Below are 26,500 nucleotides of genomic sequence, written 5' to 3'. Positions count from 1 at the left end.
GCCATTTAATGTTTAATTTTGCAGGTATTAAGATGCATAACCATTGAGCTTAAATATGGATCAATTAGAGTATTTATCGCTTGAACCTGACAATTTCCTTTCAGAAATGGTGGAAAGTATCTGGATGGTAAAAAATCATAATGATGAAAAAAGAGAAGGGATCGTCGTTCCGGACGGGAAAATAGATTTATTTCTTTTTTTAGGAGAAGATGAGGATTTTGAGATCTTTATATCCGGGATATGTACCGGGCCCGTCATCAAACCGCCATTCCCTAGGTCGACGATGTTTGCCATAAGCTTTTATCCGATAGCCGCTGAATATATATTTAAGCAATCCTTTGCGGGTTTAAAGGATAATAAGCAAATTCTTTCTCCCGATTACTGGGGATTTTGTAAGAGCGATATGGCTGATTTTGAGCAATTTTACAGGAGAGCCTGTAACGTCATTAAGATGAAAGTAGAAAAGAAAATCGATGAGCGTAAGAAGAATTTGTTTGAACTGATTTATTTATCTAAAGGAGAAACTACGGTTGAGGAATTGTCACAAAAGGTTTCTTGGAGCAGCAGGCAGATAAACCGTTATTTTAATACCTGGTTGGGAGTATCATTGAAATCATATATAAATATCATCCGTTTTTCAAATTCGTTGAAACAGTTGAAAAAAGGCGATTTCTATCCGGAACTTAACTATGGCGATCAATCCCATTTTATCAGGGAAGTAAAGAAATTCGCTGGGGTAAAGCCTACGATCTTAAACAAAAACGAAAACGACCGATTTATCCAATTGAGCCTGATATCAGAAACCTAATTTTGTTTGATCAATAGAACAAATAAAATTATACAAAATGAGTTTGAATCATATCAATCTGGTGGTAAAGGATGTAGACAAGGCTTTGCATTTATTTACAAATTATTTCGGCTTCAGCATAATCGCAAATCGGAACAGCAAAATGTCAGTCCTGGAAAACAACGACCAATTTGCCCTTGTGATCTGGGGACAGGTATTGAATAAAAAGGAAGATATGCCTAAATATCCCGAGAATTTCCATATCGGATTTTATCAGGAAGATCAGGAAGCTGTTTGGAATATGTACAGAAAGCTCCGAGAGGAAGAAAACTTGCGATTGGAAGCAGAACCTAAACCGATCAGAAATACGTTTGGTTTCTATTTCTATTTTGAAAATTTCATGATAGAGATCAGTGTAAATCCATTCAAAGAAAACCTTAAGTGATTTGCACAAGCTTATCGATGGGGAGCCATGTTAGTGGATGGTAATGGTAGCAATATATTTTTAACGCAACAAAATTTTATTGGGCAATGCATACTTTGATATGCAGAATTATTTTTGTCAGTGATATACTTTATCTTATTCCGTATGTTATCTAAACAATCTTTTACTCCTGTCTCGCAAAGATATGAGTCAACAGCAATCCGGTATTTCTATCCATTCTTATAATGTTTCCTCCCGAAAATGAAATGCCAACTCCACCGGCTGGCATATAATTCGGAGAAGCTCCAAATCCTGTAAAGTTTATAAAAACAGATTCACTATCCCTCGGTTTTAATTTCAATGTCGTTCCAAATGCTTTTCCCTTGCTGATTGTCATTTCCTTGTCAAAGTCTGATACAGCATATTTGAAAGGTTCTACAGACCTGACCTCGCCATTCAATTTGTATTCTTCAGCTTCATTCCTGTTTATATTATCCCTGCCAAAAAGGTAAATTTTATTTTTGGGCAGAAAATCTTCATTTGACTTTTCGAGATTCTCATCAATAACATAAGCATCAAGTACAATCTCAGCGATTCCATCTTTATTTTTAAAATCAACATATTTAAAAGCATTGGCCCCTTTTTTCTTTGCTTTGTCGGAAATGAAAATTATCGCGAGATTGATGTCATTGATCTTACCGGTTGATTTTACCCTTCCGATATATCTTGCTGTTGAAATATTGGTGTTGTGGTCAAGATAGATAAAGTTATTTTTTTCCCTTTTGGGCAATGAATCATTCTTGATGATAAAATCAACTTTGACTTTTTGGGCCGATACACAATGGATTGAGAAAAATGTAATCGCAATTATATAAAAAGCACGTATCTTCATTTTTTATTGAATTTTAAAGCTTACAGCTCATATCAAATATACGCAATTATATGATCGGAAATGTATAGGCTAAATTATCATAAAGAGCTAAGATATTAACCATATCCAGGTTATTACAAAAGACATCAAGCAAAAGACGTACGGAATTCCAAAGGCGAGAGGCCGGTCCTCACCCTGAACATCTTGCTGAATGATTGCGGATGCTCAAACCCTAATTCATAGGCAATCTCGGCCACCGTCAGGTCAGTGTTGGTTAGCCTCTCCTTTGCTTTTTCAATGACCTTGCCCCGAATGTACTGCTGTGCATTCTGTCCGATCAGTGAGCGTAACAGGTCACTTAGATAGCCGGGTGAGATCTTCAGCTGATCCGAGAGGTATTGTACGGTCGGAAGCCCACGATGAAGTGATGCCTGGGTATTAAGGTAGTCATCAAGAATACTTTCTGTTCTCTGGAGAATGTCGTTATTGACCGCCTTTCGGGTTATAAACTGCCTTTTATAAAACCTGTTGACATAGCTTAGTAGCAGCTCTAGCTGCGCAATCACGACCTCCTGGCTGAATTCATCCACGCGGCTGTTAAGCTCCTGTTGCATGATCCTGTAAACGGAAAGAATGACCTCTCTTTCACTATCGGAAAGATGGAGTGCCTCATTGGAGGTATAGGAAAAATAACTATACTGCTTTATTTTACGGGCGATAGGATGGCCCAGTAAAAAATCGGGGTGGATCAGTAAAATATAACAATAGGTCTCGCTGTTGTAATCTGTACTTCCTACTAACTGATTAGGCGCCATGAACAGCATGCTGCCCTCATCGTAATCATAATAGTTTCTTCCGTACTTCAGCCTTCCTCTGTTTCTTGTAATAAAGGTGATCTTATAGAAACTCAGGACATCATAGATCGGCGCCATTGACGTATTAAAAGGATTGTCCTGATTGAAATGGACAAGGCTGATCAACGGATGCTGAGGTGCCGGCAGTCCGAATGCCTGATGGCTTTCCGATATCGATATAAAGCGTATCAGCTTATCTTCTTTAGATTTCATACTATAAATGTATAAAAACCTACGACCGGTGATCATAGGTTTTGTGTTAAAACTACCAAGGCAGGATGTTGTCTTTCCCACTGAAATCAGCAGGACCTGTAAAGCTTCCCGTGGGAAGATCCTCCGCCAAAGCTACCCGGATCGGTTCCTTCGAACCTTCCTCTACAGAATCCGTTCCCTGAAAATTATTGAGCGCCGTAGCCGTAAATCCAGGGCTTACCAGATGCACCTTGATGCCGGTGTTCTCCAGGTCAATGGCAAGGGAAAGAAAAATTCCGTTGAGCGCAGTTTTCGAAGCACCATATACCGCATCAAAATTTGAACGGTACGGATTTTCAGGATTGGCATTGGTTGTCAGCGATCCCAAAGCACTGGAAACTGTTACGATCCTTGCACTCGGGGCTTTGCGCAGTAGTGGCAAGAAGGCCTGCGTCAAAGCTAACGTTCCAAATACATTGGTATCCCAAACTTTCTTTAGTTCGCTGATCGGTGCTATGCTCGCACGCTGTGCACCCATGATCTCTTCCAATGTACGTCCTGGAGTACCCGCATGAGAGACTGCGGCATTGTTGACCAATAAGGTCAGGTATCCGTGTTCTTTTTCGACGATCTCCACCGCGGAATGGATAGACCCTGAATCCGTAATATCCAGCTGGATCGCTTTTGACGATCCGCCCAACTGTTCTACGGCTTCTTCACCCTTTTGCAGGTCACGCGATCCGACATAAACTTTATAACCATTTTCTACAAGGGCTTTAGCGATCTGAAATCCTACACCGGTGTTCGCACCCGATACCAGTGCTACTTTATTTTCACTGTTTTGCATAATCTTATTGTTTTAATTTAATGAACCAAAGATGGATATTAAAACGAAAATTGATGTAACCCAATCGAGACTACTTGAAGCCCAATCAAGGGTATTTTATTGATTTTACAGAAAAGTTGAAACTTCTTTAAAACGAGCACCTTTTAATTAGTAGCAAATAACAATATCTTTGTTGGGAATTTTTTTGAATGATTTTTATCTATGTCAGAACAAGAGATCATGTATCCGGTTTATTCGCCGGCGTCCGTCATTGGAATCTTCAGCAATGCTTTGAAGCTGAATGCAACGGTTAATGTCATCTGTCTTAAAGGTCGATATTCCTTTGGTGGTGGTAAAGCCTACGGCAATTATTTTTATGACCTTCTGTTCTCAGAAGGTGACCACGTTTCCATAGGGGTTCGCATCTCTTCTCTGCTGAGAAGCAAGATGATCAACAATGAAATATACACGCTCAGAGGATATATTGAAAAGAGCATCAAAAACTCATCTATTGAATTAAGATTTGTAGTGGACGAGATCATCCAGCAGGAAGAAAAGTCTATATCGGAAGAGGAATTGCAAAGATATGAGCTGATACAGAAAAAACTTCAAACAGGATCAAAAGATCTTGAGATCCTTATCAGAGATAAGATGCTGAAAGATGAAAAGGTAAAGATTGCCAATATTTATGGGAATAATGCTATTGTTCACAAGGATTTTTCTGAGGGGTTGGATGTTTCAGTGCAATATTTTGAGATCGATGACCATAGTTGTAATATTACCTCCGCAACGGCAATCATTTCCAAATTGAATGAAATCTCGTCGATGGAGTATGATATAGTTGCTTTGGTAAGGGGAGGAGGCGACCGTCAGAGCATGGAGACGTTTAATAATAGTCAGCTTTCTGAGCTGTTCATTGAGCTTAATACGTTAACTATCACAGCAATCGGACATACGGTCGATGAGACCTTGCTTGACAAACTTGCAGATAAACGTTTCCATTTACCCCATGACTATGGAGCAGGATTGCATGCCATAGCAGAAAAACTGTCTCTGGAACGATCCAATTCAAGGGCACTATTGATCGATGAGGTTAAGAAAGATGTTTCCAAACAGTTCTCTGAGCAGGTTAAAACCTTAACTGAACAACTATCTAAAAGAAACGAAGAATTCCAGAAACTTCAGGAATCGTCTGTTAAGCAGCTTCAGGACACGCAGAAGAACTTCGCTGAACAGGAGATGAAACGTAAAGAAGAAATGGAAAGCTACAAAAAGGAGATCTCAACATTGCATGAAAAGAATATGCAGTCTGCCATTAACGAAAAGACAATTTCCTTGAAAGTAGGAATGGAATCTCTGATAAAGGAAAATATAAAATTAAGTGCCGAAGCAGCGGAAAGCAAAAATAATCTTACAAAGGTAGTTATCGCTGCTATTGTAGCACTTGTTATTGGTTTTGCATTGGCTAAAGCTTTTTAGAATGTCTTAAGGTTATTTTAATTCCTTAATTTCTGCGGTGACCTCAATAAAGTTTCTCGTAAGAACTTTTCACCTAAGATTTTGATCACGCCACTGAATTGTAATTTGTCGCACGCTATTTGTAAATTGCGTAGTAATTAGAAGAGAATGAATACACTTGCACAGAAATTGGCAGCGGTGGAGCATGGCTTTAAGCCGTTTGAAACTGAGGCGTAATATATCGTTGGCTGCAAAGATCTATCGGAGTCGAAAGCTTTAGCTGTAGATATGCTAAAGAGTGACTATTACCAGGTCAGATGTTGTGCCATCTTTATATTGGGATTTATTGCAGCCAGAGATGGTACGGTACTTCTGTTGCTTAAGGATACTGCTCGTTCGGATGAAGGCTGGCAGGTACAGGAAATTATTGCAAAAGCATTCGATCGGTACTGTAAAGATAATGGCTACGAAAGTTCACTCCCTGAAATTAAAGCTTGGCTCAGCGATAAGCATCCCAATGTTTGCCGTGCGGTTACCGAAGGACTAAGGATCAGGACAGGTAGGCCTTATTTCAAAACGCATCCTGAGGTCGCTATTGATCTTCTAAGCCAGCATAGATCGGGTGATAGCGAATATCTCCGGAAGTCAGTAGGCAATTCGTTAAGGGATATCAGCAAGAAGTATGGAGAACTGGTGAAAATGGAAATATCAAAATGGGACCTTCAGGATCAGCGTATTGCTTTCACCTGCGATCATGTGCTAAAAAGACACTGATAAGATTTTTTTGGAGAAAATATTTAAAAACAAATAATTAAAACCATGAAAAAAATATTGATTATTAACGGCCATCCGAACAAAGCATCTTTTAATTTTGGAATTGCTGAAGCCTATAAAAAGGGAGCTGTTGAATCCGGCGCTGAAGTAAAGGAAATTATTATTGCGGAGCTCAATTTTAACCCTAACCTTCAGTTCGGATATCAGAAAATAATGGAACTGGAACCTGATCTTACGGAAGCTTGGGAAAAGATCATCTGGGCAGATCATCTTGTATGGGTCCATCCTGTATGGTGGGGAGGCTTACCTGCGATCACGAAGGGATTTGTTGACAGGTTGTTTTTGCCGGGACGCGCCTTTAAGTACAGAGAAAATTCTGTCTGGTGGGACAAACTCCTGAAAGGCCGAACAGCGCATATTATTACAACATTGGATCAACCGGGCTTATATTACAGGTTAATGTTCGGAAGGCCGAGTGTAAATCAGCTCAAAAAATCGGTTTTACAATTTTGTGGGATAAAACCGGTAAAAGTTACCTACATCGGAATCATTAAAACCTCCAATGACCATCAGCGCAAAGTTTGGCTTGAGAAAGTAAGATCGGCGGGCATCAGACAAAGTTAATTTTTCTAAACTTATTCTTTGATAAAATATTATCTAAAATTTTAGCATTTTCTAAAGTTCAGGTAATTGATCAATAAAACTTATTAATAAAATAATATTATTTGTAGAATCTCCTGATTTCCGGTTTGATTACCTGCTTTCTTCCTGAAGCAATTGTTTCGGAGGACATGATCATCAAAAGTTTGTCAGAATTTGGAATCAACACCATTGAAGATATCGGTTAGAACCTAATCTAATATCTATTAAATTCAGCTTTTAATAGGAAAAGATCATTGATCATTATCTCACTTTTGCTTTTAAAAGTGAACATGGATGCGCAATTAAAAAACAATCATCTAAAACAACAGAAAAATATGAACAACACAACAATCCTGCATACGGCCAATGAATATGTGTCAAAAGGCGATTATGAAAGTTTCTTGGCTTACTGTACCTCTGATACGAAGTGGGTATTTGTAGGCGAGCGTATCCTTAATGGAAAAGGGGAGGTTCGGGCTTATATGAAAGAATTCTATATCGAACCACCGGTATTTGACGTTGAATTGGCTATCGAGGACGGCAACTTTGTCACGGTAACAGGCAGCATCAGTTTAAAAAATAAGACCGGAAAATATGAACATTTTGACTATTGTGATATCTGGCGATTTGAAGATGGGAAAATTGCGGAGCTGAAAGCATTCGTCATAGAGAAGAAACCTTAAAGGTTGAACTGCGGGTTAATGGATACGATTGTTGTCAATGTTGAATAGAATATTCCACATTGCAACTTTCAGTTCTATTTTTCCAACAGCTCCATTGCTTTTATGATTTTCTTGTCCCTCTTGAGATCTTCAAGGTTATCACCCTGCAGAAACTCAACATCAGGCTTGATATTCCCTCTGTAGATCTTTAAATTTCTGTCTACTACATGATCGGTAGACAGATTCAGCCCAGCATCCTTATTGATCCTGAAACCTTGTACAGCGGTCGTGTAGTCTGCTGTCGGTTCACCTACTACATACGTATTCTTTCTTCCGATCAATGATATGGCGGTCATTTCACCGGCGCTGGCGGTGTAACAGCTGGTCAGAACAACGATCGGTATATCTTTTCTGATCGGAACTGTTAAAGGGACCTGTCTTATAAGTTCAATACCATCGATCATCATTTTGCCATCTTTGATCTCCCATCGCCCTGATGATTCCCCTTTTGAATTCCTGAATCCACCGAAAACAATATTGTCACTGCCGATGAATTCCTTCATGCCAAGTAAGATCGGGTACATATTGCCACCGGTGTTAACTCTCAGGTCGATGATCCAGGACTTGACCTTTGCTGAGTTGACTTTATTGATATGGGTGGTGATATCGTTCGCAATACTATCAACCTTTTTAAAGCCGAAGTCATCATTGCCCGGTATCCTGATATAGCCGATTGTTTTATCGATCAGCTGGCTGACCACGGCCTTCTCAGTTTTTAACTTTTCCTTCAGATATGCATTGGCGGAACCTGCGGGTTGGGTCCATCCGTAAGTTTTGCCCTTGTATTTAAGGCCTCCATGATAGTCGTTGAGCAGTTTGAAAACCTCGGTGTATAATGGAGCCAGGTCTGAAACTGAGTCAAGGTTTCGTGCTTTATTGTATAATGTACTTTCGATCAACTTGATGTTGGACGTTTCGACCGCATTTGATCGGATCAGATCGATGGAGGTATCCACAAATGATCTGATGCTGTCATTTCTAAAAGTTTGGGAGGAAGAAGAAGTATAAAACAGTAGAAAGATGCAGAAGAGAAAAGATTTGATCATATTCAAAATAGGATATAGTAACATAGCAGCAAGCTACAGAAAAAAAAATTACTTCAAGCGAAGGCTGAGGCTTGACTTTCACATTCGGCTTGCAATTATTTATATTTCAGAAATTGCAGGTTGTTGCTTTTTTGGTGATGAAGTTCAACAGATTTACCGTACTAGATCGTTGCTTCTTTGCGATTTTCCACCTTTAGCATAGCTGTCATAGTCATTTGAACTTTTAGGAAACAATAAGGTGCATCATTGAAAAGCCTTTAACGTTTCCTGCTTCTTATTTTTTCGATGGTTACCCTGTATTTGATCTCGTCTTCAGACAATCGCAAAAGTTTTGCTATATTCAAACATTGAAAAAACTATATGAAGAGTCGTCTGATTTTCTTGATGATTTGTCAGATCAAGCTAAAATGGGCTACTTCTGTTCATTATCTTTGTGTCGTTTGAATGATTACATGAAAAGTAACTAATAATTCTATTTAGAAAATGCGGTTGCAATTTTACCAGCCTAAAGTGAATTCCTGAAAAAATACGTTCAGGGTTATTATTTCATTCAGAGAGTACTGTTTTGACTAATTATGTCGGACATTGCTGAAAATGCAGGAATATGTTTGAGAAATTCTTCAATTTCCGCATTTGTTGTTTGCAGGATTTCAAGTTTCTCCAGCGCTTCAATATGAAATCGGCTTGGTATTAACTTATAAAAGCTTTCAAAATCTGTAAGCCACCAATTTTCTATCGACAATCTTAATATATTTTCGTGTCCTTTTTCGTCCACTGTAAAAGTCTTTGCAGAACCTTTCACAATAAACGCAATGAATTTGCAAACGTCACCTCCTTGTAAAAAGTATTGTCTTTTTCGGAGTTTTCTCGGTTTGAAATGTATTGTCAACAAAAGCCTATCATTTCTGACAGCACTTTTGCCTGAATTTCTTGAATGTAATCGAAAAATATTTAAAAATTGGACATTTTAATAGCAACTAATGACCTGCAATTTACTTAGTTTAAAACATATCTCAATATCGAAATATCAGATATCGATAGGTTAAATTGATCTGCGGATTCTCTAAAAAATATAGAACCGCATATCACTTTGAACGTCTATGCGGTTTCATTTTATTTAAATTTAATTAGACTAATAATGTGATCCAACTTAATTAGCTGCCGCCTGTAATTCTTTGATTTTACTCCCACCTTCAGTATCCAACCATTCTTCGAAACTTGTCAGCTTCGGCATCCACGATGAAATTAAATCATAATTGATAGGATCATAACCTTCTTTAGCGATCATCTCTACCAATTGTGCAAACGTTTCACTTTGCTGATACAGAATTTCGACAGGAACCTGTATGAATTCAATTGGCTGATTTAATTTTTCTTCCAACAATTCTAAAACCTGTTTTGGGGTAAACAATTCACCTCCAAAATCAATAGTTTTTCCATTAAAATATTTGTAATTCTGAAGTATAATACGTGCAAAAGTTCCGATGTCTTTTGTAGCAATCCAAGAGATGGCAGTTTCCTCAGGTAATGGATTAACAAATTTTCCTTCACCCAATCCAAAACTTGGTAAGATAAGATTTTCCATAAAAGAAGCAGGTCGTATTACAGCACCTTGCAATTTGCTCTCAAGAAGGTATTTTTCTATGGTAAATTTAAATTTAGGACGGAAAGTGTGCTGCTTATCCGAAGCCATCACAGAAGAGTATAGCACAAATTGAACGCCTTGTTCTTCGGCTAATTTCAAAGTTTGTATGCCTAATGCAGCTTCAGCTTCATCCGTTTCTACACTAGATACCCAAACACCAGGTAAGACCAAATACAGACCATCCACTTTGCCCAATGTTTTTCTTAAAACCTCTACATCTTCCAAATCCCCTTTTACCAATTGAGCCCCGGCTTTTTCCAGCTGTATTGCTTCCTGTGACTGCGGATTTCTGGTCAATGCAAATACTTCAAAACCATTTTGTAATAATTCATAAGCTGTTGCGCTTCCTTGTTTTCCTGTAGCTCCAGCTACCAATATTTTTTTCATTTTTAAAATTCTTTTGAACAAATTTACTTTCTCCGTTTAGTATATTTGTAATTGGTAACCTTTAGGAAAGTATGATGGAAAAGAAGATAAAACCTTGTATAGACAATGAACAGATACTTAAGCAAAGATTTATAGCTTTACGTGATACTTTGGACCTTTTAAGCGGGAAATGGCGCTTTTCTATCCTTCTGGATTTACATTATCACGAAAAACTGAGATTTAAAGATTTTTTTGAAGTTTTGAAAGGTATTTCTCCTAAAGTTTTAAGTTCTGAACTTTCATTACTGGAAGCACACCGACTGATACAAAAGAAAATTGAATACACACCGACTCAGGATATTACTTATTATGCCCTGACCGAGCACGCTCAGGAAATCTGGACAGTTTTGAATACGCTGATTGATTTTGGCCTGTCTAACCGCCAACAAGTGATGAAATCTCTTTATCCAGATAAGGAGGGTTAATTTTTTCAGTAATAATCTATAAATCAAATAATTAAATATGTTAGGGGTAATGTGATTTAAATGGATTATTTACTCAATTGATCTTCTTTTTTCGTGGTAATCCTATTTCGTGCTCCTGTGGATAAGGTTTTCTGAAAGTTAAACTTACATCTTCTGAGAGGTAGATATTCCTTTGGTGGAGGGAAAGCGTATGGTAATTATCTTTATGACCTTCTGTTCTCAGAAGGTGACCACTTTTCCATAGGAGTTCGTATCTCTTTTCTGCTGAGAAGCAAATTGATCAACAATGAAATATACACGCTCAGGGGGTTTATTGAAAAGAGCCTCAAAAATTCATCTATTGAATTACAATGATGTTTCAATTGAGATGTTCCCAAAAGGGGTCTTGATTTTTATAAGATTTCTTTTAAACCTACTTTTACAGGACACATCAAATAAGGACAGGGATATTATGATTTTGAAGAAGGTGGATTGGCGTTTTTAAAACCTAGGCTGATCGTTTTACCACCGGAAGAAATAGAGAGTTATGAAGGCATGGCTCTCTATTTTATTCGGACTTTATTCGAAATTATCCGTTGGGAAAAACAATAAACCAATATGGATCTTTCTCTTATGATGTTTCGGAAGCCCTGTTTTTTATCAGCCAAGGAAAAGGAGATCATCGCCAATCTATTTGCTTCGATAGCTACTGAACTGAACAATAATATTGACAGCTTTAGCCAAGATGTTCTGGTGTCGCAAATAGAACTGCTATTAAATTACAGCAATCGATTTTATAATCGACAGTTTATTCACTACAAATCTTTCCGTCTCGGAAATTGCCTATGGCTTGGGTTTTAAACATTCGCAATCGTTCAGTAAGCTCTTCAAGATGAAAACCAATGTTTCACCTTTGCAGTTCAGGCAGTCGTTTAATTGAAAATTAGTAGCGGGCTTCAGCAATAAAGTCTCACAAGAAATTGTGTAGTTTAATCCATTTTGGGTTGATTAGGTTTTATTATCGAAAGTGAAAAAAATATGGGATTTAAAGAGGATTGTTATAATAGGTTTTCATCTTTACTTACAGCGATTATGCCATATTCTGAAATAGTAAACATTTGCCGTTCAAAGATTGATTTCATAATAAGCCATACACGGTCTGTTAATGTAAATGCTTTTTGATGAGTTTCATTTTTTTCAGTAAGTAATCCTGTAAAAGTAATATTCTTAATTTTTTTAATAGTATTATTAGAATAGATTGTATGGTCAGAATAATCATATTTTTTTGATACAAGCTTAAATGACTTTTGATCATGCAAGTGTCTTTTAAATACCATAACTGCATCAAATAATTTTATCTTATATCCATTACTGTTTTCAATTATAATCTGATATTGGTCTTTCTCAAGTATTGAGCTTTTCTCTCCATTATCATCTTCCACTTGTATTGCAGTAATTTCAGGTCGTTTAAGATGAGTAGAAATTACAAAATCTAACAATGCTATTTCCGTTTCTTTTTCGACATGATGATCCTGCTCGCCAACCTCTCTCAAATGAACCATATTAATATTGTTATGCTCAGCAAATTTTTTTGCATCTCGTGTAAATCCACTTTTTGACACGATTATGCCACGATTTACATCCGTGTCATTAATGATTGAAAGTAGCTTCATTACTATATCTTTATCTACTTTCTTTTTTAAATATTTACATTCAATTGCTGTTTTACAAGTAGTATCACCATCAGGTTCAGATGTTAAAACATCGATCTGATGATATACTCCTGAATCACCTAATATTTTGCATTCTCGACCATATCCCTCTATTTTGACATTGTATTCTTTTCCCAGAGTTTCATAAATGTATTTGGTCACATGCTCATACAGCGCCCAGTCCAAGTTGTTTTTCTGCTCCATCAGGATAGTTTCAGGGTTATTAAAAATAAAAAATACACTAGATTTTCAGTAACTAACAAGTAAATTTATTTATGCTGAAAATCTTCATAAATATAGACGAAAACGTGATATTTTAAAAATATGATCTTAACATTATCGGTCTATATCATCATTTCTGATTTCAAAGCAGTATTCAATACTTTATTCAAAATCTATATTGCATGTGAGGTTCTCTCATTTTCTATAGCAAATATATTCCGTTGTCACTGCTGAAAAAAATCTTTTTGGGTATCCGGAATCAGAGATTCCAAAACCTCCACAAAAATATTTCAGGCTTTCATCAATCTGCTTTTATATTGTTTTCAAGGAATTGATTGCAGTTTTCATTGTGCCTGCCTGAATGGGTTATCCGCATAGAAAAGTCAGAAACCTCACAAGATGCAAATGCAGTTCATTGAAATTTTGATCCTTATTATTCTTTTGATATCAATCAGTATAGATAATGAAATTGTTGACCGAATAATCAGAATAAAGCGTTAACGCTTTATCAGATATTTTGAATCAATTCATTACATCACACGATTAAGTAGAATAGAAAAAGTCAAAGTTTCCTTCAAGCTGCAATTACATAATCGATAAGGTTTTTAATTGAAGGTGCGGGAAAAACAAGTCTCCGCCGCACTCGGAGCAGATGACATGAAATTCAATATTGTGAACGAAATCAAATTGAGCTATTCAAGAAAAGGAAATTGTGAAAGGTCTATAGCGTCATCGAGGGATGCAATGGAGATTTTCAGGGAGCATTTCGATGGGGATGAGATGGACTATCGGGAATCTTTCTTTGCATTGTATCTGAATCAGGCAAACAAGGTTTTAGGAATTAAGAAAATATCCGAATCCGGAATTTCTTCAACATTGGTAGATGTCCGAATTGTATTACAGGCGGCTCTTCTTTGTAATGCCTCCGGGATTATTGTTGCGCATAATCATCCGTCAGGTAATTTGAATCCCTCTTCAAGTGATGTTAAAATGACTGCCCAGATTAAAGAGGCATCCAAGGTGATGGATATGACTTTGCTGGATCATGTGATCCTGACTTCAGATTCACATTATTCCTTTGCGGATGATGGGATGATATAAATTCTTAAAAGCTGTCTTAAAATGTAAAACAAAATTCTCAGGCTTTTACAAAGCAATGAAATTGTAAAAGTTGGGAGCTTATGAGAAAGGGTTCTCTTAAGGCAGCTTTTTTAACGATTCATCTTACAATATTGTTGAAATACACAAATCTATACGTTGAAGGAGGTATTAATCCATTGCAGGTATTTCAAACAAGTTTGTACATCAATTTTAATTAAAGACTAAAGACAATAATAACAACTCATAAAATCAACGTCATGAATAATACAATCAATAATACACCAATTTCAGAAGCCAATACCTTATTGGTACTTCACCACAGTAATAATTCCGTTGGAATGGTTCAGAATGTCAGTCAAAATGGACATCTTATCGATGTTGCTCCAGATTCTGCTGGTGTCGATTCGATAATACGAATCGATTCTTCAGCAGAGTCTTTTACTGAATTCTATGCGGATTTTTATAATCAGCTTAAAAATCCCGAAGCCTATTCATTTTTTAAGGTGAAAGAATTTGAAGCGGTGGAAACTGCGTTGGAATTACAGGATTATATCGACAGTTCTTCATCGATCGATAGAGAAGATCTGAAGCAGTATGAGGTTTCGATTGATGCAGTGGAGGTTCTGAAGAATAAAAAGAAGTTGAAGACTGATAGCTCGAATGGGATTTCTGATTCTAAGAGACCATCTGCTCATGTAATTAATCCAAGATACCGTTATCAGATCGAAGATGTAGACTGGGATGCGGTATCTCGGATTGGACTTGATCGGGAGATGTTGGAAAAGTATAATGTTTTGTATGAATTATTAAAAGGATTTAAGTCTTCGGTATTGGTTCCTGTACGATGTGATGACGGGGAAGAGGGAAGTAGTGTTAATGCCAGATTACAGTTAAAATTAAATGACAATGGGGAAGTGGTGCTTCACGTTTACAGATCACAAAAAATGCCTGATTTCAGGAAGAAGTTTTTGGGTCATAAGTTTTCAAAGCAGGATCGATTGAATCTTTTGAATATCGGAAATATGGGCAGGGTGGTAGAGCTTGTGAATCCTGTCACAGGAGCCATAGTTCCGTCATTGATAAGCAGGGATAAGCTGACGAATGAACTGTTTTCTTTACCAATGGATTTTGTCAGAATTCCTTCGGTGGTCTGTGGCGTGGTTTTGAGTTCGGAACAGCAGGAGGTTCTTCGTTTGGGAAAGCCTTTGTTTATTGAAAATATGTTATCTAAGAGTAAAAGGCTTTTTAATGCGACTTTGCAGTTTAATGCAGAAAAGCAGTGGTTGGAGTTTTTCTTTAACAAGAGATTGAAAGGAGGTAATAATGAACATTGCTTTGAGTTTGTAGTTCCTTCAACTTTCAGAGGTAAAGCTCTTCGCAGATGGCAGATTGAGAAATTAAAGGCAGGGGAGATGGCTTATATCAGTGGGTTGATTAGTAAAAAAGGCAGGGAATATCAAGGGTATATTCGTTTTGATAAGGAGGTTGGGAGGATTGTGTTTTCTTTTAAGAAGCCGGGTAGATAATGACTTGTCGTGGACGCTTAATTAAGCTGATATAAAGGGATTATTTAGCTTTTAATATTATTTTCGAACCTGTAGAGTTAAGGCTATACAGGTTTTTGAAGTTGATGGGATAGGGGGAATTTGACGCAAAAATGCGATTCCTCTCTATGGTCGGAATCACATTTTTGCAGTGTTTGGAGCAGCTCTATTTCTAAAACATTTCTTGATTTTTGAAGGGATATGTTTTTGGAAAAAGGTCGCCGATTCTATTAATTATAGATAATTAGTTTTTTAATTATTTAGTTTGTTCAAGAAAGATTTCTTGCAAGTCATCTAAAGGTGTCCAGATTCCGGACTTAACTTTTAAGTAAGTTTTACATAGTGAGACTATTTTTTCTTCATTTCCAAACCTTACACTTTTTCTTTCTAATTCTGTTAAACCTTCAAAAGCATTTGGAGTAAAACCATATGTTGACAACAATAATCCACTATCACTTTTTTCATTACAAATAACATTTACAAACTCTTTTACATATTTTTGTCCAACTTGTTTTTTCGATTTCCAGTGTTTAACCTCGACTAGATATCTTTTTGTATCTCCTTTTTTATTGATTTCCAAAATTAGATCTTTGCCTCCGTCTTTGCTTGGTGCAGTGAGTTTAACATCAAAGGCTAAACCCTCAAATATCTCTGCAATTATTTTTTCCAATTCTCTCCATTCCAATTTTAGCAGAAAATTAGTGTCATTAGCAATTTTCTCTATAAATGTTTTACTAACAATTTTGATAATGTCCTCATATTCAAGACATGCTTGATCAGATTCTACCTCTATTCTGGATGTCCATGATTTAAGATCATCTAATGTTAAGAGCTCAACTTTCAAAGGGTTAGTAACATTTACAAAACGATAGCACTCAGTGGTAAATCCTTTAGGTCCAAATAAAATAAGACGATCATAAGGATAGTTGAACGCAAACGAAACTCTCTCATGTACGCGTTCTTCAATAACATTTTTATTGGTGTTTTGTAGAGAAATGCATATTCTCTCTCGAGAATTCTGCTTTGTACACATGAAATCAAAGTTACTTGTGTCTGGGCTTGGATTAAGTATCGTTGTAATACCATCGTTTGACAATAGTTTTGAAATCGCTATATGAAATGTGTAGCAAATTTCTCGATCATCTTTGGGGTTTGTTATAGAGTTTTCTAAAACAAGAAGGTCACGGACTAGTTGATCTTTTGCAGAAGGTGTCATGATTAAACAGTTATGATGACTAAAACAATCAAGCAACAATTAGTTTAAAATAGTTGTTTTAACTCAGTTCAGCATTATATTATACGAAAAACAGATATTCTATATATTTCTTTTTCATATTTTAACGGATGATTTTTCGTGAATCAAAAACTAATAAAAATTGTCTTATATCATACCTGAAATAAATTTCTTTGCCAATTTGTTGAAGAATTTCAAGACCATTTTCTCTATTATAATCACTTATATAATCAGTTTCCAGAATTCTATCTGTTGCTTTAATGACATTCTCAAAGTAATAGCGTTCCTGTTTTAAATTCAAAATCATTTCATCGAATAATGTACTTAAGGTTGTGCTAAATCTAGCATCTTTATTATCTAATAATAAAGGTGAATGAAACGCAACCTCAGTGCCAGTGTTTGTAAATGAATAATAATGATTTGAATCGAGAACTCTTTCGTGCGGAATTATTGATATATGTTCCCTCAGAAAAGGAACCTGAAATATATGCGATACCCATCTGTAATCATAGATCTCATAATCTTCATCAAAAAATGGATATCTCATAAATCTATTGTGTCGATCAAATAGCTTTTCTTCGTACTCCCTTTTGCTTAACGTGAGTGGAGCAACATACATAGCTTGAGAAAAGCCAGTATTAGCAAATTTCAAAAGAATATTGTGTTGTAGTTCGGTTGCTGTTTTTGCTAAATCTCTTAATTTAAAATATAATGAGGGATTATCATTTAAAAAGTTGCTTTGGCGGAAAGTTCGGATTTTATTCAAAGGAAATCTTTTAAAGTACGGATTTAAAATAGGACCGTTTAACGGTCTTAGTCCTTCTGAGACCTTAAATTGGAGATAAATAGGGAAAACATTATCAAATCTTTTGTCCGCGCCGGTAATCTGCTCATTAACATCGATTAATCTAAATGGTTGTTTCGATGGTGGCGTACACCACCCTAAATATGTTGCAACATCTGATTCAATTTGCTTTTCGGTCAACTCACTTTTTAATTTGTATTTCATTATAAGTATATATAATCATTGATTAAATTAACAGATTACGTTTTATTTTGTGAGAAACTGTTTTAGCTATGTAGAGATAATTGTTTAATAATTTAAAAAAATACTCATTTAAGCTTTAGCACCTCAAAGAAAAAAAAATTAAACGTCTCTTTTAGAGTTGGTAATAAATTTTTTTCCTGAAATAAGTCCAAAATAATATTGCTCATTTAAAAAGCTTAAAATATTTTTACATGCCTTTTTATCGTTTGGTAATTTAAGTTTACCGTTTTCCATTTCAATATCAAGATTAAATTTTTTGGCTGAGGCCTTAATTTTTTTAGGAGAAGCAGAGACTATGACCTGACTTTTTTGAATCAATGTGATTTGCTTTCTGATCATTGTATCACTATTCTCTTTAAGCCAATCCAGATCTAATTCAAAAATCACATTGCCAGCAAACTCTTCAATTGTTTCGTTGGATGCCTCTTCGAAGAAATCGCTTAATGATATAATTTTGTTTGCGTTGGCGTACGATTTAAAATAAAATTTACCGTCCTTGTAAATGGCATTAACCATATTTTCTACAATGAGTGCATCTTCCTTTAATTTGTGATAGGTTTTTCCACTATAAAAAATAACATTTTTATTCTGAAGTAATTTTCTTTTATCAAAATTTTGAAAATAATAAATGTCATCTTCAATCCACATCAAAGCTTTTATATCATCTCTATTAATGTCCAAAACTTCCAAACCAATTGCATTAGTATTAGCTTCAATAAGATTTTCAGGCAAATCCATTTTTACATATAATACTTCGTCCCCATCTATCTTGAAGTTTCCGTCAAAAAGAATCTCCTCCGTATCAGAGGTCATTAGTGAATTTGAATTGTTAATAAAAACGTTTTTAATATTTTCGGTAATAGATTGTAACAGATCAATCTTTCTTACCGAATCATCCTTAAGGACTGCGAAAAAATTGCACGTGGTAGAGCTTCTGGCCATAATTTTAGTTTTTAATAATCACATAATCCGTCAAGTGGGAATAAGTATTTACCTGATTGGTATTGATCAATTTATCTTTAGATATCATGGTATAGGTTACATCCTTCTTTGTCGAAATCTCATAATACCTATATCCAAAAATTTTCAGACATGGATTGTAGAAATATGTTTTTAAGTTAATTAAAATAATAACCGCCAATATGATGCACCATACTGTTAAATATGTTGAGTCCTTCTTGACCAGCTCAATACAGGGTAAAAAATAACTTAATATAAAAGTGGGCAAATTAAAATCAGCGCTTTTGATTGCCTTGATATCAATCTTATTTTTAGTCAGATTATTTTCTGCCCATTTTACAATTAAAACACTGAATGGGAGTAAAAAGAAAAAGCAGAAGATAAAGTTGATACGATTGAAAATTTCTTTCCAGGAATCTACGAATGTAATTGAATGCCCTTCTTTGCTAAGGTTAAGTATTTCAACCACCCCAACAATTAGAAGTACTGGTGAATAAGCAGAAATAACAAATAAAATTTTAATAAAATTTGAAAACATTAAGTATTTGGTTATCAGTTTTAATTACAAATATAAAATTTAATTTTGTAAAAAGTTGTTAATGCAATTTTCAAATGAATCATATCTAATATTTATGAAAAAGTAAAGCTATATTAAATAATACTTTAATCATTATGGTTATCCGTAAAAGAATCTTTTTTTGATATTTAAGTCGAAATAGAGTCGTTGAAAACCTAATTTTAATAATTCTCTTTTCTGATGCAAATCCTAAATTATACTTCAAAATATGTTTTCTTTGAGTTGAAGGGTAAGTCGTTATAATATTTTAGAAATGATGTTGATATGTAATCAAAGTTAAAAAACCTACAATGACCTTTTTAACATTTGTTCAATCCATATTAAAGTAGAAATAGATCACACAGCGCGATTTAGATCTGGAATCTTTCTGTTAAAAAAGGCTATGATAAAGCATTAAATTCGCGAAGAAAAACCCTTGACCAACTTTAAGAGCTCAAATTTATATAAACATTAAAGGTCATTCGAAATCGGTTTTTGCCAAAATTGATTCTAAGTCTACAAGATTTTACTTGAAATCGAAGGCAAGGGTACTGGAAGAATATGAAACACAATTCAGGATAATTTTCCGCAGAAAGAGGTTGCTTTTGTTGCAAAGATTGAAATCTAAAAAGCAGTGAGTTGTAAATATCATAAAACATTTTAGGATATCTTATTTAGCAAGATTAAATTCAAACTTTATTAACTTAAATTACTTTATGTTGAATATCAAATGTTAATAGAATAAATTATTCTAAATTAAAATCTGCGAAGTCTATGATACTTCACAGAGCATGAGTTAAGTAGACGTAAAAATCTATTATCCTTAGTTAATTTTTATGTAATAATAAATAGAAATATTTTTTGGGCGAGTCTCAATACCTCCTTTAGAATCCGTATTTACCTTCATATATCCACCCCAGTTACCGGGATCCATATCCTCCTGTCTTGGATATCCATCATTTCTGTGACCGAATACATTTAGAGTAGTTGTATGAAAATGATTTTTAAAATCATCTGTTTGTAAACTACCAACAATCCTATTTTCAGGGTCTTTCTGATTAGTATCAATTGTTTTTACAGTAGAAGGTGGATTAATATCAAAAGAATTAAGACCTCTTAAAAAAACTCCTCTTAAATCTGGAGCTAAAGAAGAACCTGATATTTTAGAAAATGTAGAATTTGCAACCTCTCTTCCGTCACATGGTGCCCATTTGCTATTAGATTTCCAAACTCCTCTTTCACCTATTGCCTCAAGAAATCTATCAAAAGATAAATATGATGCGATAATAGTACCAACTGGTGTCTCGAACTTTGAACTTTTCGTTGGACCAGAGTTATCACTTACATAGCCGTTTTCTGTTTGAAGACTAAAAACAATCTCATTAATTTCACTTCTTCTGCAAACAACCTGCATAAGAAAGGACGGAATTCTTTTGCCTTCAACAATACCTCCTGCGTTAATTAATGCGCTTTTCGGTTCTATAGTAAATGATTTTACTTTCGGAGCTTTATCATTGGGAGATGAAGGTCGGTAAAAAAAAGTAAATATCACAGTTTCCTCATTTTCGATTTTTTTCCCAGGTACAAGACCTGTTCTGTATCGATCAGAATCAATTTCTTTGCACTTGACATAAGACTCATACAGTGATGCATTAGGGAGTTGTTTTGATATATTGACAAAATCATTTATGTTAATACTTAATGAGGTAGTTTCTTCAACTTTTCTTCTAAAATTACTAAATGCATCGTCACTAGAATTCATTCCTAAAGAAAATGGAATACCTTCGATTGGAATAGAAAAAGATCCACCCCAACTTCCTTTTTTGACATCATTTTTAAAATCTTCGGAAAGAAAATATGTTTTTAAATCCTGGTTAAATGATGATCTAGTTGTGATATTCATTTTCTGATATAGTCCATCTTGAAGCAGTTTATCACAAGAGTCTTGTGATTTAAGATGATTTGCATACATTAAAACAATTAGGGCTAATAGAGTTTTTTTCATGGTCAGTTTTTTTGCAATTAGTATTTATTCGTAAATGAGTTCTAAATGTATATAAAAACTTTTATTATGAAAATACCACAAAAGGGTGATTTTTATAAATGACTGTAATTAATCGGATTTAAGTTTTAAAATTAATCAGATAGATATAAGGGTTGCTGACGATGGTTTCTAAAAGCTAAAATTTTTTATGTATATTTTGGAAACTATGTATTGTAATAGATTTTCATTTAAATTTATGATATAATCTATAAATACTTGTAACCAGTAATTAATAATATATATGATGAAAATAATTCAAAAGGATTGGCTTTATGAATTTAAAGTAGAGCTTACCGAAACCGAGGTTGTAAGAATAGTTTCTCCCTTTTTAAATGAAAATATAGTTCGTCACTTACTTGAAAATTTTTCAGGTAAAAAAATTGAGCTTATCACAAGATATAACCTTAATGATTTTCAATCTGGTGTTTCAAGTATAACTGCTTTAGAACTGTTGCTGAAAAAAAAAACAAATATAAAAGGAATTAGAGATTTACATAGTAAATTGTATTTGTTTGATAATAAATGTGTAATAATAACATCAGCTAATTTTACAAATGGCGGCTTCTTCAGGAATAAAGAATTTGGCATAAAATCATACGATGATTACACAGTTAGTGAAGCAAATGATTACTTTAATGAACTTTGGCGAATTGATGAAGAAATATTAGATACAGAGAAAATAGATAATTGGAAAAAAATACTTGATGATAGTTCACATACGAAAGTATCTGTTGAACCATTGCCAGACTATGGAAAATCCTATGAAAAGAAGATAATTGATTCGAATAAACGTTACTTTATAAAATTCTTTGGAAAAAATGAAAATAGGGTAAGTTTGGATTATCATTCAAAAGATGAAATTCGGGAAGCACATAGCCATTACACGTTATCATTTTCTAGAAAATCTAACGATAAACGCCCTCGAAAGTATAGGAATGGAGATATTGTTTTTATGGCAATGCTCTTACAAGGAACTGATTATGCAATTTTTGGTAAGGCAATCACATATGCCCATAATGATGAACGAGATATAGCATCCTCAGAAGATATAATTCACGTTCCTTGGCGAGAAGATTGGCCTATTTTAGTTCGGGTTCATTCACCTCAATTTATAAATTCTACAATGAGATATTGCCCTAAAATGAGTCAGTTAATATCACAGTTAGATTACGAAAGTTTTGATAAGACGTTAAAAAAATATAATAAAGGAGTAAGGAATATAAATCCCTGGAAGTCTTTACGACAACAAGCAGATGTTCAATTAAGTGAATATGGTGCACTGTGGATTACCAAGTATTTTGAAAATGCCATCAAACAATATGGTGCTGTTGATGATGAATATATAAATATGTTTTATCAAGGTAGGCCTATCGCTGAATAAAAATTAATGAGATTTAATGTCGACTGATAAAAAGACATTAAGTTTCAATTATAATAATCAAATGTAAAAATCATCCTTATGACTGTCAGGATTTATGATTTTTCATGGATGGGAAAACCAAGATAATATCGTATTTTATATAATGAAATATTATAAGATTGATTTAACAAGTAAGAAGATTCATAAGAAGGAATATGATGATGTTGAGAAGATTGAGAATTTAAAATACTTTAAACCAACGCTTATAAGTGAAAAATAAGGCTTGATTAAATAATCTCAGCATTGTTTTTAAATAATATATTTGAAAATAAAAATACCACACTAAAAACTAATAATTAATGAAAGACGGCTTTAAATTACTAGCTATCAGACCACAGTCGAATTGTGATAGAAGATTTCTTAAAAATTTAAAGAAAGGAATGATTTATAAATTCTACAATGACTATACGTACTATAACAATCAAGGTTTAGAAATTGAGAACTCTTATAATGAAATAAATGAAATTTTACATAACTCTACGACACCTGATAATCTCTATAGTAATAATCTTGACCACACACGTAGTTTTAATATAAATGTTTCAGCAATTGTTGGGAAAAATGGAGCCGGAAAAAGTTCCCTTTTAGAGCTTCTTTATATAACTTGTTATATTGTTGCTGCTAAAGCAAGTATAATTACAGGAGTTGATTTGATAAAGGATGAGATTAATTATCGAGAACTAAAGAAAAAAATCTCAGAGAAGGAAATGTCTGATTTATCTGAGCAGATAAATGAGATTCAAAAAGTTTATGATGATTTAGATGTCGAAATTGTATATGAAATAGATAATAGGATAAGGATTTTAAAAGTTGAAAATGGCAAGATTTCAGTAAGCCTGTTTAGTGCCACCAATAAATCACATTTTTCCAGAGAATTACACATTGATGATCGAAGCCAGATTCTGTCATTTCTGAAATATTTTTTTTACACAATTTCTATTAATTATTCGCAATATGGACTGAATGAAAACTCTCTTGGAATTTGGGCAAGGTATCTGTTCCATAAGAATGATGCATATCAGACTCCATTGGTAGTAAACCCTTACAGAGATGAAGGAAATATTGATGTTAACAATGAATTACATTTATCTCAGACAAGATTCATTACAAATTATATCCTGACCAACAACATTAAGACAGGTAATAATAAAACATTGAAATCTGTAGAATTCAGGCTGAATAAACAAAAACTTGTTAATGAATTTGGAAAGTTTCTATTCAGAAATAATCTTGATGAAATAGGATTTGCCCAAATTGTTTATAATTCCATTTATAGTATAAAAGCTAATGGTAACAGGATTTTTGACAAAGATCACAACGTAAATTTTTTGGGAGTTCAAGCAAACTACCTTTATGTTAAGATCATTAAAATAAGAGATCAATATTATAAAAATGTTAGTCTTGGATCGAGTAAGAATATTAGTTTAAAGCTAATGCTTAAATTTCTGAATATCTTATCGTTTGATAATAGCCACATAACTTTAAAATTAAGGCAAACGCTTAATAATATCAGATTCAATATCTTAAGTGATGATAGAGTAAAGTGGGAAATAGATAGATATACTATTGATTTCACTCGTTTAAGATCAAAGATAGTAAGTATTAAAAAATATAACAATTATGTCGAATATGAGGAATTAATTCCTATAGCTTGCTTTACACCTACTGTTTTTGTTTTAAATGATGATGGGATAAAGGATTCTATAAGTGAAATGACAACTTTAAGTTCCGGTGAGCAGCATCAGATACATACTATTCAATCTATTTTGTATCATATTCTGAACTTAGATTCAGTTCATCAAAATAATAAGAAGAATATCAAATACAAAAATGTAAATATAATTTTTGATGAGATTGAACTTTATTTTCACCCAGAATTCCAACGTACATTCCTATATGAACTTCTAAAATCATTAAAATCTTTACCGCTCAAAAAAATTAAAAATATAAATATTTTATTCTGCACGCATTCTCCATTTATATTGTCGGATGTAACAAAACAAGCTACGTTAAAATTAGCTGCCGGAAAAGCTCAAACTTATATCGGTACTTCGGATAACAGTTATGGAAATAATATTCATGATCTATTAAAAGAAGATTTTTACTTAGCTAAAGGTTTTATGGGCGAATACTCACGAAGAAAGACAAAATCACTTATCTATTTTTTAGATGAAAATAAGGACATCGATGATGAAATTGATTTTGAAATTAATGAATATTTTTGGAATGACGATGATAATACTCTAAAATACATTGAAACCATCGGTGAACCGTTGCTAAGAGAAACTTTGCGTGAAATGTATTTTAAAAGTAAAAAAAATAAAATCATTATTGAAAGAGAAATCGAAAGATTGGAAAAATTAAAAAAAGAATTAGAATGATTTCGATAAACAGAAGATTAGTTGATGCCAAAATTCTTGATCATATTCTCGAAATAAATGCTGAAAACCAAAAAGTTGCTGAAAGGCTGGAGTTATTTAAATCTGCAAATATAGAATTAGCTTCCGAAGCTCTAATTTATATCAATAAAATTGTTGATGAGTTCAAATCAGTAAACTTTATTTCCATGTCGCTGGAAGAATTGGAAAGAATTAAAAATGATATAGGTAAAGTTCCTACAATTAAAGCTCAGTTTGACGGACGAGACAAAATAACGTCTTTGAAAGATGAAATTCTTCATATATTTGATTATGACGGTAAAAGAAGTAAATTTTATCCTAAATATTTCTCGGATTTAGGCATAAAGGCTTGTGTCTATTGCAATTCACAATTAACGGTCGTGATAGACGAAAGTTTAAATCCAGTTAGTGGTGAAATTAAATATACCGCAAAGTTTCAATTGGATCATTTTTATCCTAAAGGTAAATACCCTCATCTAAGTATTGCGCTTTTCAATCTATATCCTGTTTGCTCAACCTGCAATCAAACTAAAAGCACTAACGAAAATGTTGATTTTAAATTGTATGCAGATAAAGTTACAAAGAGTGAATTTTCATTCAAGTTAGATAGTACATCGAAAGCATTATTCCTCCTATCGCGGGATAGTGCTGATTTAAAGATAACTTTCGAAAAGGAACTTGAAAAAAACTATACTGATGTTTTTAAGATTAACGAAATATATAAAACTCAACTTGATATTGCTGAAGAAATTATTCTTAAAAGTTTGGTTTATAACCAATCATATCGAGAGATTTTAAAAATGAATTATTTAAAACATAGAATTAATGACAGTTTAATTAATAGATTTATTTTGGGAAATTACACTGAACAGAGCGAAATACATAAACGACCTAATGCCAAATTTATGCAGGATATAGGGAAGGAAGTGGGGTTAATATGAGATTTTCATCTTTTAAATGTAAAAATACAAAGCCTGAGGTTTTGGTGAGGAAATATTTATTTGCAAATGGCTTAAGGTACAGATTGTATGATAGAAGAGCTCCTGATAAGCCAGATATTGTTCTGGCTAAATGTAAAACTGTTGTGTTTATAAAAATATGTTTTTGGAAAAGAGATGTGAATTGTAAATATGAATTTATACCAAAAAAGAGAACGGAATTTGGGCTGAACAAAATGTAAGGTAAGATA

At 34.0% G+C, this 26,500-nt stretch carries 25 protein-coding genes; 14 read left to right on the top strand and 11 right to left on the bottom strand.

Annotation, left to right across the window (positions count from 1 at the left end; translation table 11 throughout):
• Positions 1-55: 55 nt before the first annotated feature.
• Positions 56-808 (top strand): helix-turn-helix domain-containing protein, encoded by a 753-nt coding sequence (locus ODE14_RS06855; RefSeq protein WP_263603475.1) that lies wholly within the window; start codon positions 56-58, stop codon positions 806-808.
• Between the two features lie 37 nt (positions 809-845).
• Positions 846-1,232 (top strand): VOC family protein, encoded by a 387-nt coding sequence (locus tag ODE14_RS06850; RefSeq protein WP_263603474.1) that lies wholly within the window; start codon positions 846-848, stop codon positions 1,230-1,232.
• A 163-nt stretch (positions 1,233-1,395) separates the two neighbouring features.
• Here ODE14_RS06850 and ODE14_RS06845 read toward each other — a convergent pair whose 3' ends face one another.
• The 3 genes from ODE14_RS06845 to ODE14_RS06835 form a co-directional block, all read right to left on the bottom strand.
• Positions 1,396-2,103 carry a hypothetical protein gene (locus ODE14_RS06845; RefSeq protein ID WP_263603473.1) on the bottom strand — a complete coding sequence of 236 codons (708 nt, stop codon included), beginning with the start codon at positions 2,101-2,103 and terminating at the stop codon, positions 1,396-1,398.
• A gap of 125 nt (positions 2,104-2,228) precedes the next feature.
• On the bottom strand, positions 2,229-3,149 hold the full coding sequence (locus tag ODE14_RS06840; protein WP_263603472.1) for a helix-turn-helix domain-containing protein: 921 nt from the start codon (positions 3,147-3,149) through the stop codon (positions 2,229-2,231).
• A 52-nt stretch (positions 3,150-3,201) separates the two neighbouring features.
• Positions 3,202-3,975, bottom strand: a complete 774-nt coding sequence (locus ODE14_RS06835) for an SDR family NAD(P)-dependent oxidoreductase (protein ID WP_263603471.1) — start codon at positions 3,973-3,975, stop codon at positions 3,202-3,204.
• A gap of 201 nt (positions 3,976-4,176) precedes the next feature.
• On the opposite strand from ODE14_RS06835, the gene ODE14_RS06830 reads away from it, so the two are divergent.
• The 4 genes from ODE14_RS06830 to ODE14_RS06815 all read left to right on the top strand — a co-directional run bounded on the left by ODE14_RS06830 (position 4,177) and on the right by ODE14_RS06815 (position 7,511).
• On the top strand, positions 4,177-5,433 hold the full coding sequence (locus tag ODE14_RS06830; protein ID WP_263603470.1) for an exodeoxyribonuclease VII large subunit: 1,257 nt from the start codon (positions 4,177-4,179) through the stop codon (positions 5,431-5,433).
• A 219-nt stretch (positions 5,434-5,652) separates the two neighbouring features.
• Positions 5,653-6,186 (top strand): HEAT repeat domain-containing protein, encoded by a 534-nt coding sequence (locus ODE14_RS06825; RefSeq protein WP_263603824.1) that lies wholly within the window; start codon positions 5,653-5,655, stop codon positions 6,184-6,186.
• Positions 6,187-6,231: 45 nt separating this feature from the next.
• The gene (locus ODE14_RS06820) at positions 6,232-6,810 is read left to right on the top strand and encodes an NAD(P)H-dependent oxidoreductase (RefSeq protein ID WP_241613740.1); all 579 of its coding nucleotides are present in this window, start codon (positions 6,232-6,234) and stop codon (positions 6,808-6,810) included.
• Positions 6,811-7,163: 353 nt separating this feature from the next.
• Positions 7,164-7,511 (top strand): nuclear transport factor 2 family protein, encoded by a 348-nt coding sequence (locus ODE14_RS06815; RefSeq protein ID WP_241613738.1) that lies wholly within the window; start codon positions 7,164-7,166, stop codon positions 7,509-7,511.
• Positions 7,512-7,585: 74 nt separating this feature from the next.
• Here the strand turns inward: ODE14_RS06815 and ODE14_RS06810 are convergent, their stop codons facing one another.
• The 3 genes from ODE14_RS06810 to ODE14_RS06800 form a co-directional block, all read right to left on the bottom strand.
• The gene (locus ODE14_RS06810) at positions 7,586-8,596 is read right to left on the bottom strand and encodes a S41 family peptidase (protein ID WP_263603469.1); all 1,011 of its coding nucleotides are present in this window, start codon (positions 8,594-8,596) and stop codon (positions 7,586-7,588) included.
• A 550-nt stretch (positions 8,597-9,146) separates the two neighbouring features.
• Positions 9,147-9,488 (bottom strand): Crp/Fnr family transcriptional regulator, encoded by a 342-nt coding sequence (locus ODE14_RS06805; RefSeq protein WP_263603468.1) that lies wholly within the window; start codon positions 9,486-9,488, stop codon positions 9,147-9,149.
• A 258-nt stretch (positions 9,489-9,746) separates the two neighbouring features.
• Positions 9,747-10,628, bottom strand: coding sequence for an NmrA family NAD(P)-binding protein (locus tag ODE14_RS06800; RefSeq protein WP_263603467.1), 882 nt, complete (start codon positions 10,626-10,628; stop codon positions 9,747-9,749).
• A gap of 71 nt (positions 10,629-10,699) precedes the next feature.
• On the opposite strand from ODE14_RS06800, the gene ODE14_RS06795 reads away from it, so the two are divergent.
• Together ODE14_RS06795 and ODE14_RS06790 are read left to right on the top strand one after the other, a co-directional pair.
• On the top strand, positions 10,700-11,092 hold the full coding sequence (locus ODE14_RS06795; RefSeq protein ID WP_263603466.1) for a winged helix-turn-helix transcriptional regulator: 393 nt from the start codon (positions 10,700-10,702) through the stop codon (positions 11,090-11,092).
• Positions 11,093-11,921: 829 nt separating this feature from the next.
• The gene (locus ODE14_RS06790) at positions 11,922-12,011 is read left to right on the top strand and encodes a hypothetical protein (protein ID WP_263603465.1); all 90 of its coding nucleotides are present in this window, start codon (positions 11,922-11,924) and stop codon (positions 12,009-12,011) included.
• Between the two features lie 118 nt (positions 12,012-12,129).
• Here the strand turns inward: ODE14_RS06790 and ODE14_RS06785 are convergent, their stop codons facing one another.
• Complete coding sequence (locus tag ODE14_RS06785) at positions 12,130-12,987, bottom strand: restriction endonuclease (RefSeq protein WP_263603464.1); 858 nt, start codon at positions 12,985-12,987, stop codon at positions 12,130-12,132.
• A 690-nt stretch (positions 12,988-13,677) separates the two neighbouring features.
• Here ODE14_RS06785 and ODE14_RS06780 point away from each other — a divergent pair.
• Positions 13,678-14,106, top strand: coding sequence for a JAB domain-containing protein (locus tag ODE14_RS06780; RefSeq protein WP_263603463.1), 429 nt, complete (start codon positions 13,678-13,680; stop codon positions 14,104-14,106).
• A gap of 257 nt (positions 14,107-14,363) precedes the next feature.
• A complete protein-coding gene (locus tag ODE14_RS06775) occupies positions 14,364-15,632 on the top strand; it encodes a DUF3945 domain-containing protein (RefSeq protein ID WP_263603462.1) in 1,269 nt (422 codons plus the stop codon).
• Between the two features lie 274 nt (positions 15,633-15,906).
• Here the strand turns inward: ODE14_RS06775 and ODE14_RS06770 are convergent, their stop codons facing one another.
• From ODE14_RS06770 to ODE14_RS06755, 4 genes are all read right to left on the bottom strand, one after another.
• Entirely contained in the window at positions 15,907-16,866 is a 960-nt protein-coding gene (locus tag ODE14_RS06770; RefSeq protein WP_263603461.1) for a restriction endonuclease, read from the bottom strand.
• A 121-nt stretch (positions 16,867-16,987) separates the two neighbouring features.
• The gene (locus ODE14_RS06765) at positions 16,988-17,893 is read right to left on the bottom strand and encodes a hypothetical protein (RefSeq protein WP_263603460.1); all 906 of its coding nucleotides are present in this window, start codon (positions 17,891-17,893) and stop codon (positions 16,988-16,990) included.
• Positions 17,894-18,031: 138 nt separating this feature from the next.
• Positions 18,032-18,670 carry a hypothetical protein gene (locus tag ODE14_RS06760; RefSeq protein WP_263603459.1) on the bottom strand — a complete coding sequence of 213 codons (639 nt, stop codon included), beginning with the start codon at positions 18,668-18,670 and terminating at the stop codon, positions 18,032-18,034.
• Between the two features lie 1,601 nt (positions 18,671-20,271).
• Complete coding sequence (locus ODE14_RS06755; RefSeq protein WP_263603458.1) at positions 20,272-21,453, bottom strand: hypothetical protein; 1,182 nt, start codon at positions 21,451-21,453, stop codon at positions 20,272-20,274.
• A gap of 280 nt (positions 21,454-21,733) precedes the next feature.
• Between ODE14_RS06755 and ODE14_RS06750 the strand changes: the two genes are divergently transcribed.
• From ODE14_RS06750 to ODE14_RS18725, 4 genes are all read left to right on the top strand, one after another.
• Entirely contained in the window at positions 21,734-22,873 is a 1,140-nt protein-coding gene (locus ODE14_RS06750) for a phospholipase D-like domain-containing protein (RefSeq protein ID WP_263603457.1), read from the top strand.
• Between the two features lie 338 nt (positions 22,874-23,211).
• Positions 23,212-25,293 carry an AAA family ATPase gene (locus tag ODE14_RS06745; protein ID WP_263603456.1) on the top strand — a complete coding sequence of 694 codons (2,082 nt, stop codon included), beginning with the start codon at positions 23,212-23,214 and terminating at the stop codon, positions 25,291-25,293.
• Positions 25,290-26,252: a hypothetical protein gene (locus ODE14_RS06740; RefSeq protein ID WP_263603455.1), complete on the top strand. Its 963-nt coding sequence runs from the start codon at positions 25,290-25,292 to the stop codon at positions 26,250-26,252. The genes ODE14_RS06745 and ODE14_RS06740 overlap by 4 nt, the downstream gene beginning before the upstream one ends.
• Positions 26,249-26,491 carry a hypothetical protein gene (locus ODE14_RS18725; protein ID WP_412059349.1) on the top strand — a complete coding sequence of 81 codons (243 nt, stop codon included), beginning with the start codon at positions 26,249-26,251 and terminating at the stop codon, positions 26,489-26,491. The genes ODE14_RS06740 and ODE14_RS18725 overlap by 4 nt, the downstream gene beginning before the upstream one ends.
• Positions 26,492-26,500: the final 9 nt, after the last annotated feature.

The organism is Chryseobacterium sp. PET-29 (assembly GCF_025736815.1).
Classification (GTDB): Bacteria; Bacteroidota; Bacteroidia; order Flavobacteriales; family Weeksellaceae; genus Chryseobacterium; species Chryseobacterium nepalense.
Note: the sequence above shows the minus strand (reverse complement) of the source record. Positions and strands in the feature narration are given on the sequence as shown.

Coding starts and splice junctions, on each gene's coding strand:
- ODE14_RS06855 (WP_263603475.1), top strand. CDS start 56: ATGGATCAATTAGAGTATTTATCGCTTGAACCTGACAATTTCCTTTCA.
- ODE14_RS06850 (WP_263603474.1), top strand. CDS start 846: ATGAGTTTGAATCATATCAATCTGGTGGTAAAGGATGTAGACAAGGCT.
- ODE14_RS06845 (WP_263603473.1), bottom strand. CDS start 2,103: ATGAAGATACGTGCTTTTTATATAATTGCGATTACATTTTTCTCAATC.
- ODE14_RS06840 (WP_263603472.1), bottom strand. CDS start 3,149: ATGAAATCTAAAGAAGATAAGCTGATACGCTTTATATCGATATCGGAA.
- ODE14_RS06835 (WP_263603471.1), bottom strand. CDS start 3,975: ATGCAAAACAGTGAAAATAAAGTAGCACTGGTATCGGGTGCGAACACC.
- ODE14_RS06830 (WP_263603470.1), top strand. CDS start 4,177: ATGTCAGAACAAGAGATCATGTATCCGGTTTATTCGCCGGCGTCCGTC.
- ODE14_RS06820 (WP_241613740.1), top strand. CDS start 6,232: ATGAAAAAAATATTGATTATTAACGGCCATCCGAACAAAGCATCTTTT.
- ODE14_RS06815 (WP_241613738.1), top strand. CDS start 7,164: ATGAACAACACAACAATCCTGCATACGGCCAATGAATATGTGTCAAAA.
- ODE14_RS06810 (WP_263603469.1), bottom strand. CDS start 8,596: ATGATCAAATCTTTTCTCTTCTGCATCTTTCTACTGTTTTATACTTCT.
- ODE14_RS06800 (WP_263603467.1), bottom strand. CDS start 10,628: ATGAAAAAAATATTGGTAGCTGGAGCTACAGGAAAACAAGGAAGCGCA.
- ODE14_RS06795 (WP_263603466.1), top strand. CDS start 10,700: ATGATGGAAAAGAAGATAAAACCTTGTATAGACAATGAACAGATACTT.
- ODE14_RS06785 (WP_263603464.1), bottom strand. CDS start 12,987: ATGGAGCAGAAAAACAACTTGGACTGGGCGCTGTATGAGCATGTGACC.
- ODE14_RS06775 (WP_263603462.1), top strand. CDS start 14,364: ATGAATAATACAATCAATAATACACCAATTTCAGAAGCCAATACCTTA.
- ODE14_RS06770 (WP_263603461.1), bottom strand. CDS start 16,866: ATGACACCTTCTGCAAAAGATCAACTAGTCCGTGACCTTCTTGTTTTA.
- ODE14_RS06765 (WP_263603460.1), bottom strand. CDS start 17,893: ATGAAATACAAATTAAAAAGTGAGTTGACCGAAAAGCAAATTGAATCA.
- ODE14_RS06760 (WP_263603459.1), bottom strand. CDS start 18,670: ATGGATTTGCCTGAAAATCTTATTGAAGCTAATACTAATGCAATTGGT.
- ODE14_RS06755 (WP_263603458.1), bottom strand. CDS start 21,453: ATGAAAAAAACTCTATTAGCCCTAATTGTTTTAATGTATGCAAATCAT.
- ODE14_RS06750 (WP_263603457.1), top strand. CDS start 21,734: ATGATGAAAATAATTCAAAAGGATTGGCTTTATGAATTTAAAGTAGAG.
- ODE14_RS06745 (WP_263603456.1), top strand. CDS start 23,212: ATGAAAGACGGCTTTAAATTACTAGCTATCAGACCACAGTCGAATTGT.
- ODE14_RS06740 (WP_263603455.1), top strand. CDS start 25,290: ATGATTTCGATAAACAGAAGATTAGTTGATGCCAAAATTCTTGATCAT.
- ODE14_RS18725 (WP_412059349.1), top strand. CDS start 26,249: ATGAGATTTTCATCTTTTAAATGTAAAAATACAAAGCCTGAGGTTTTG.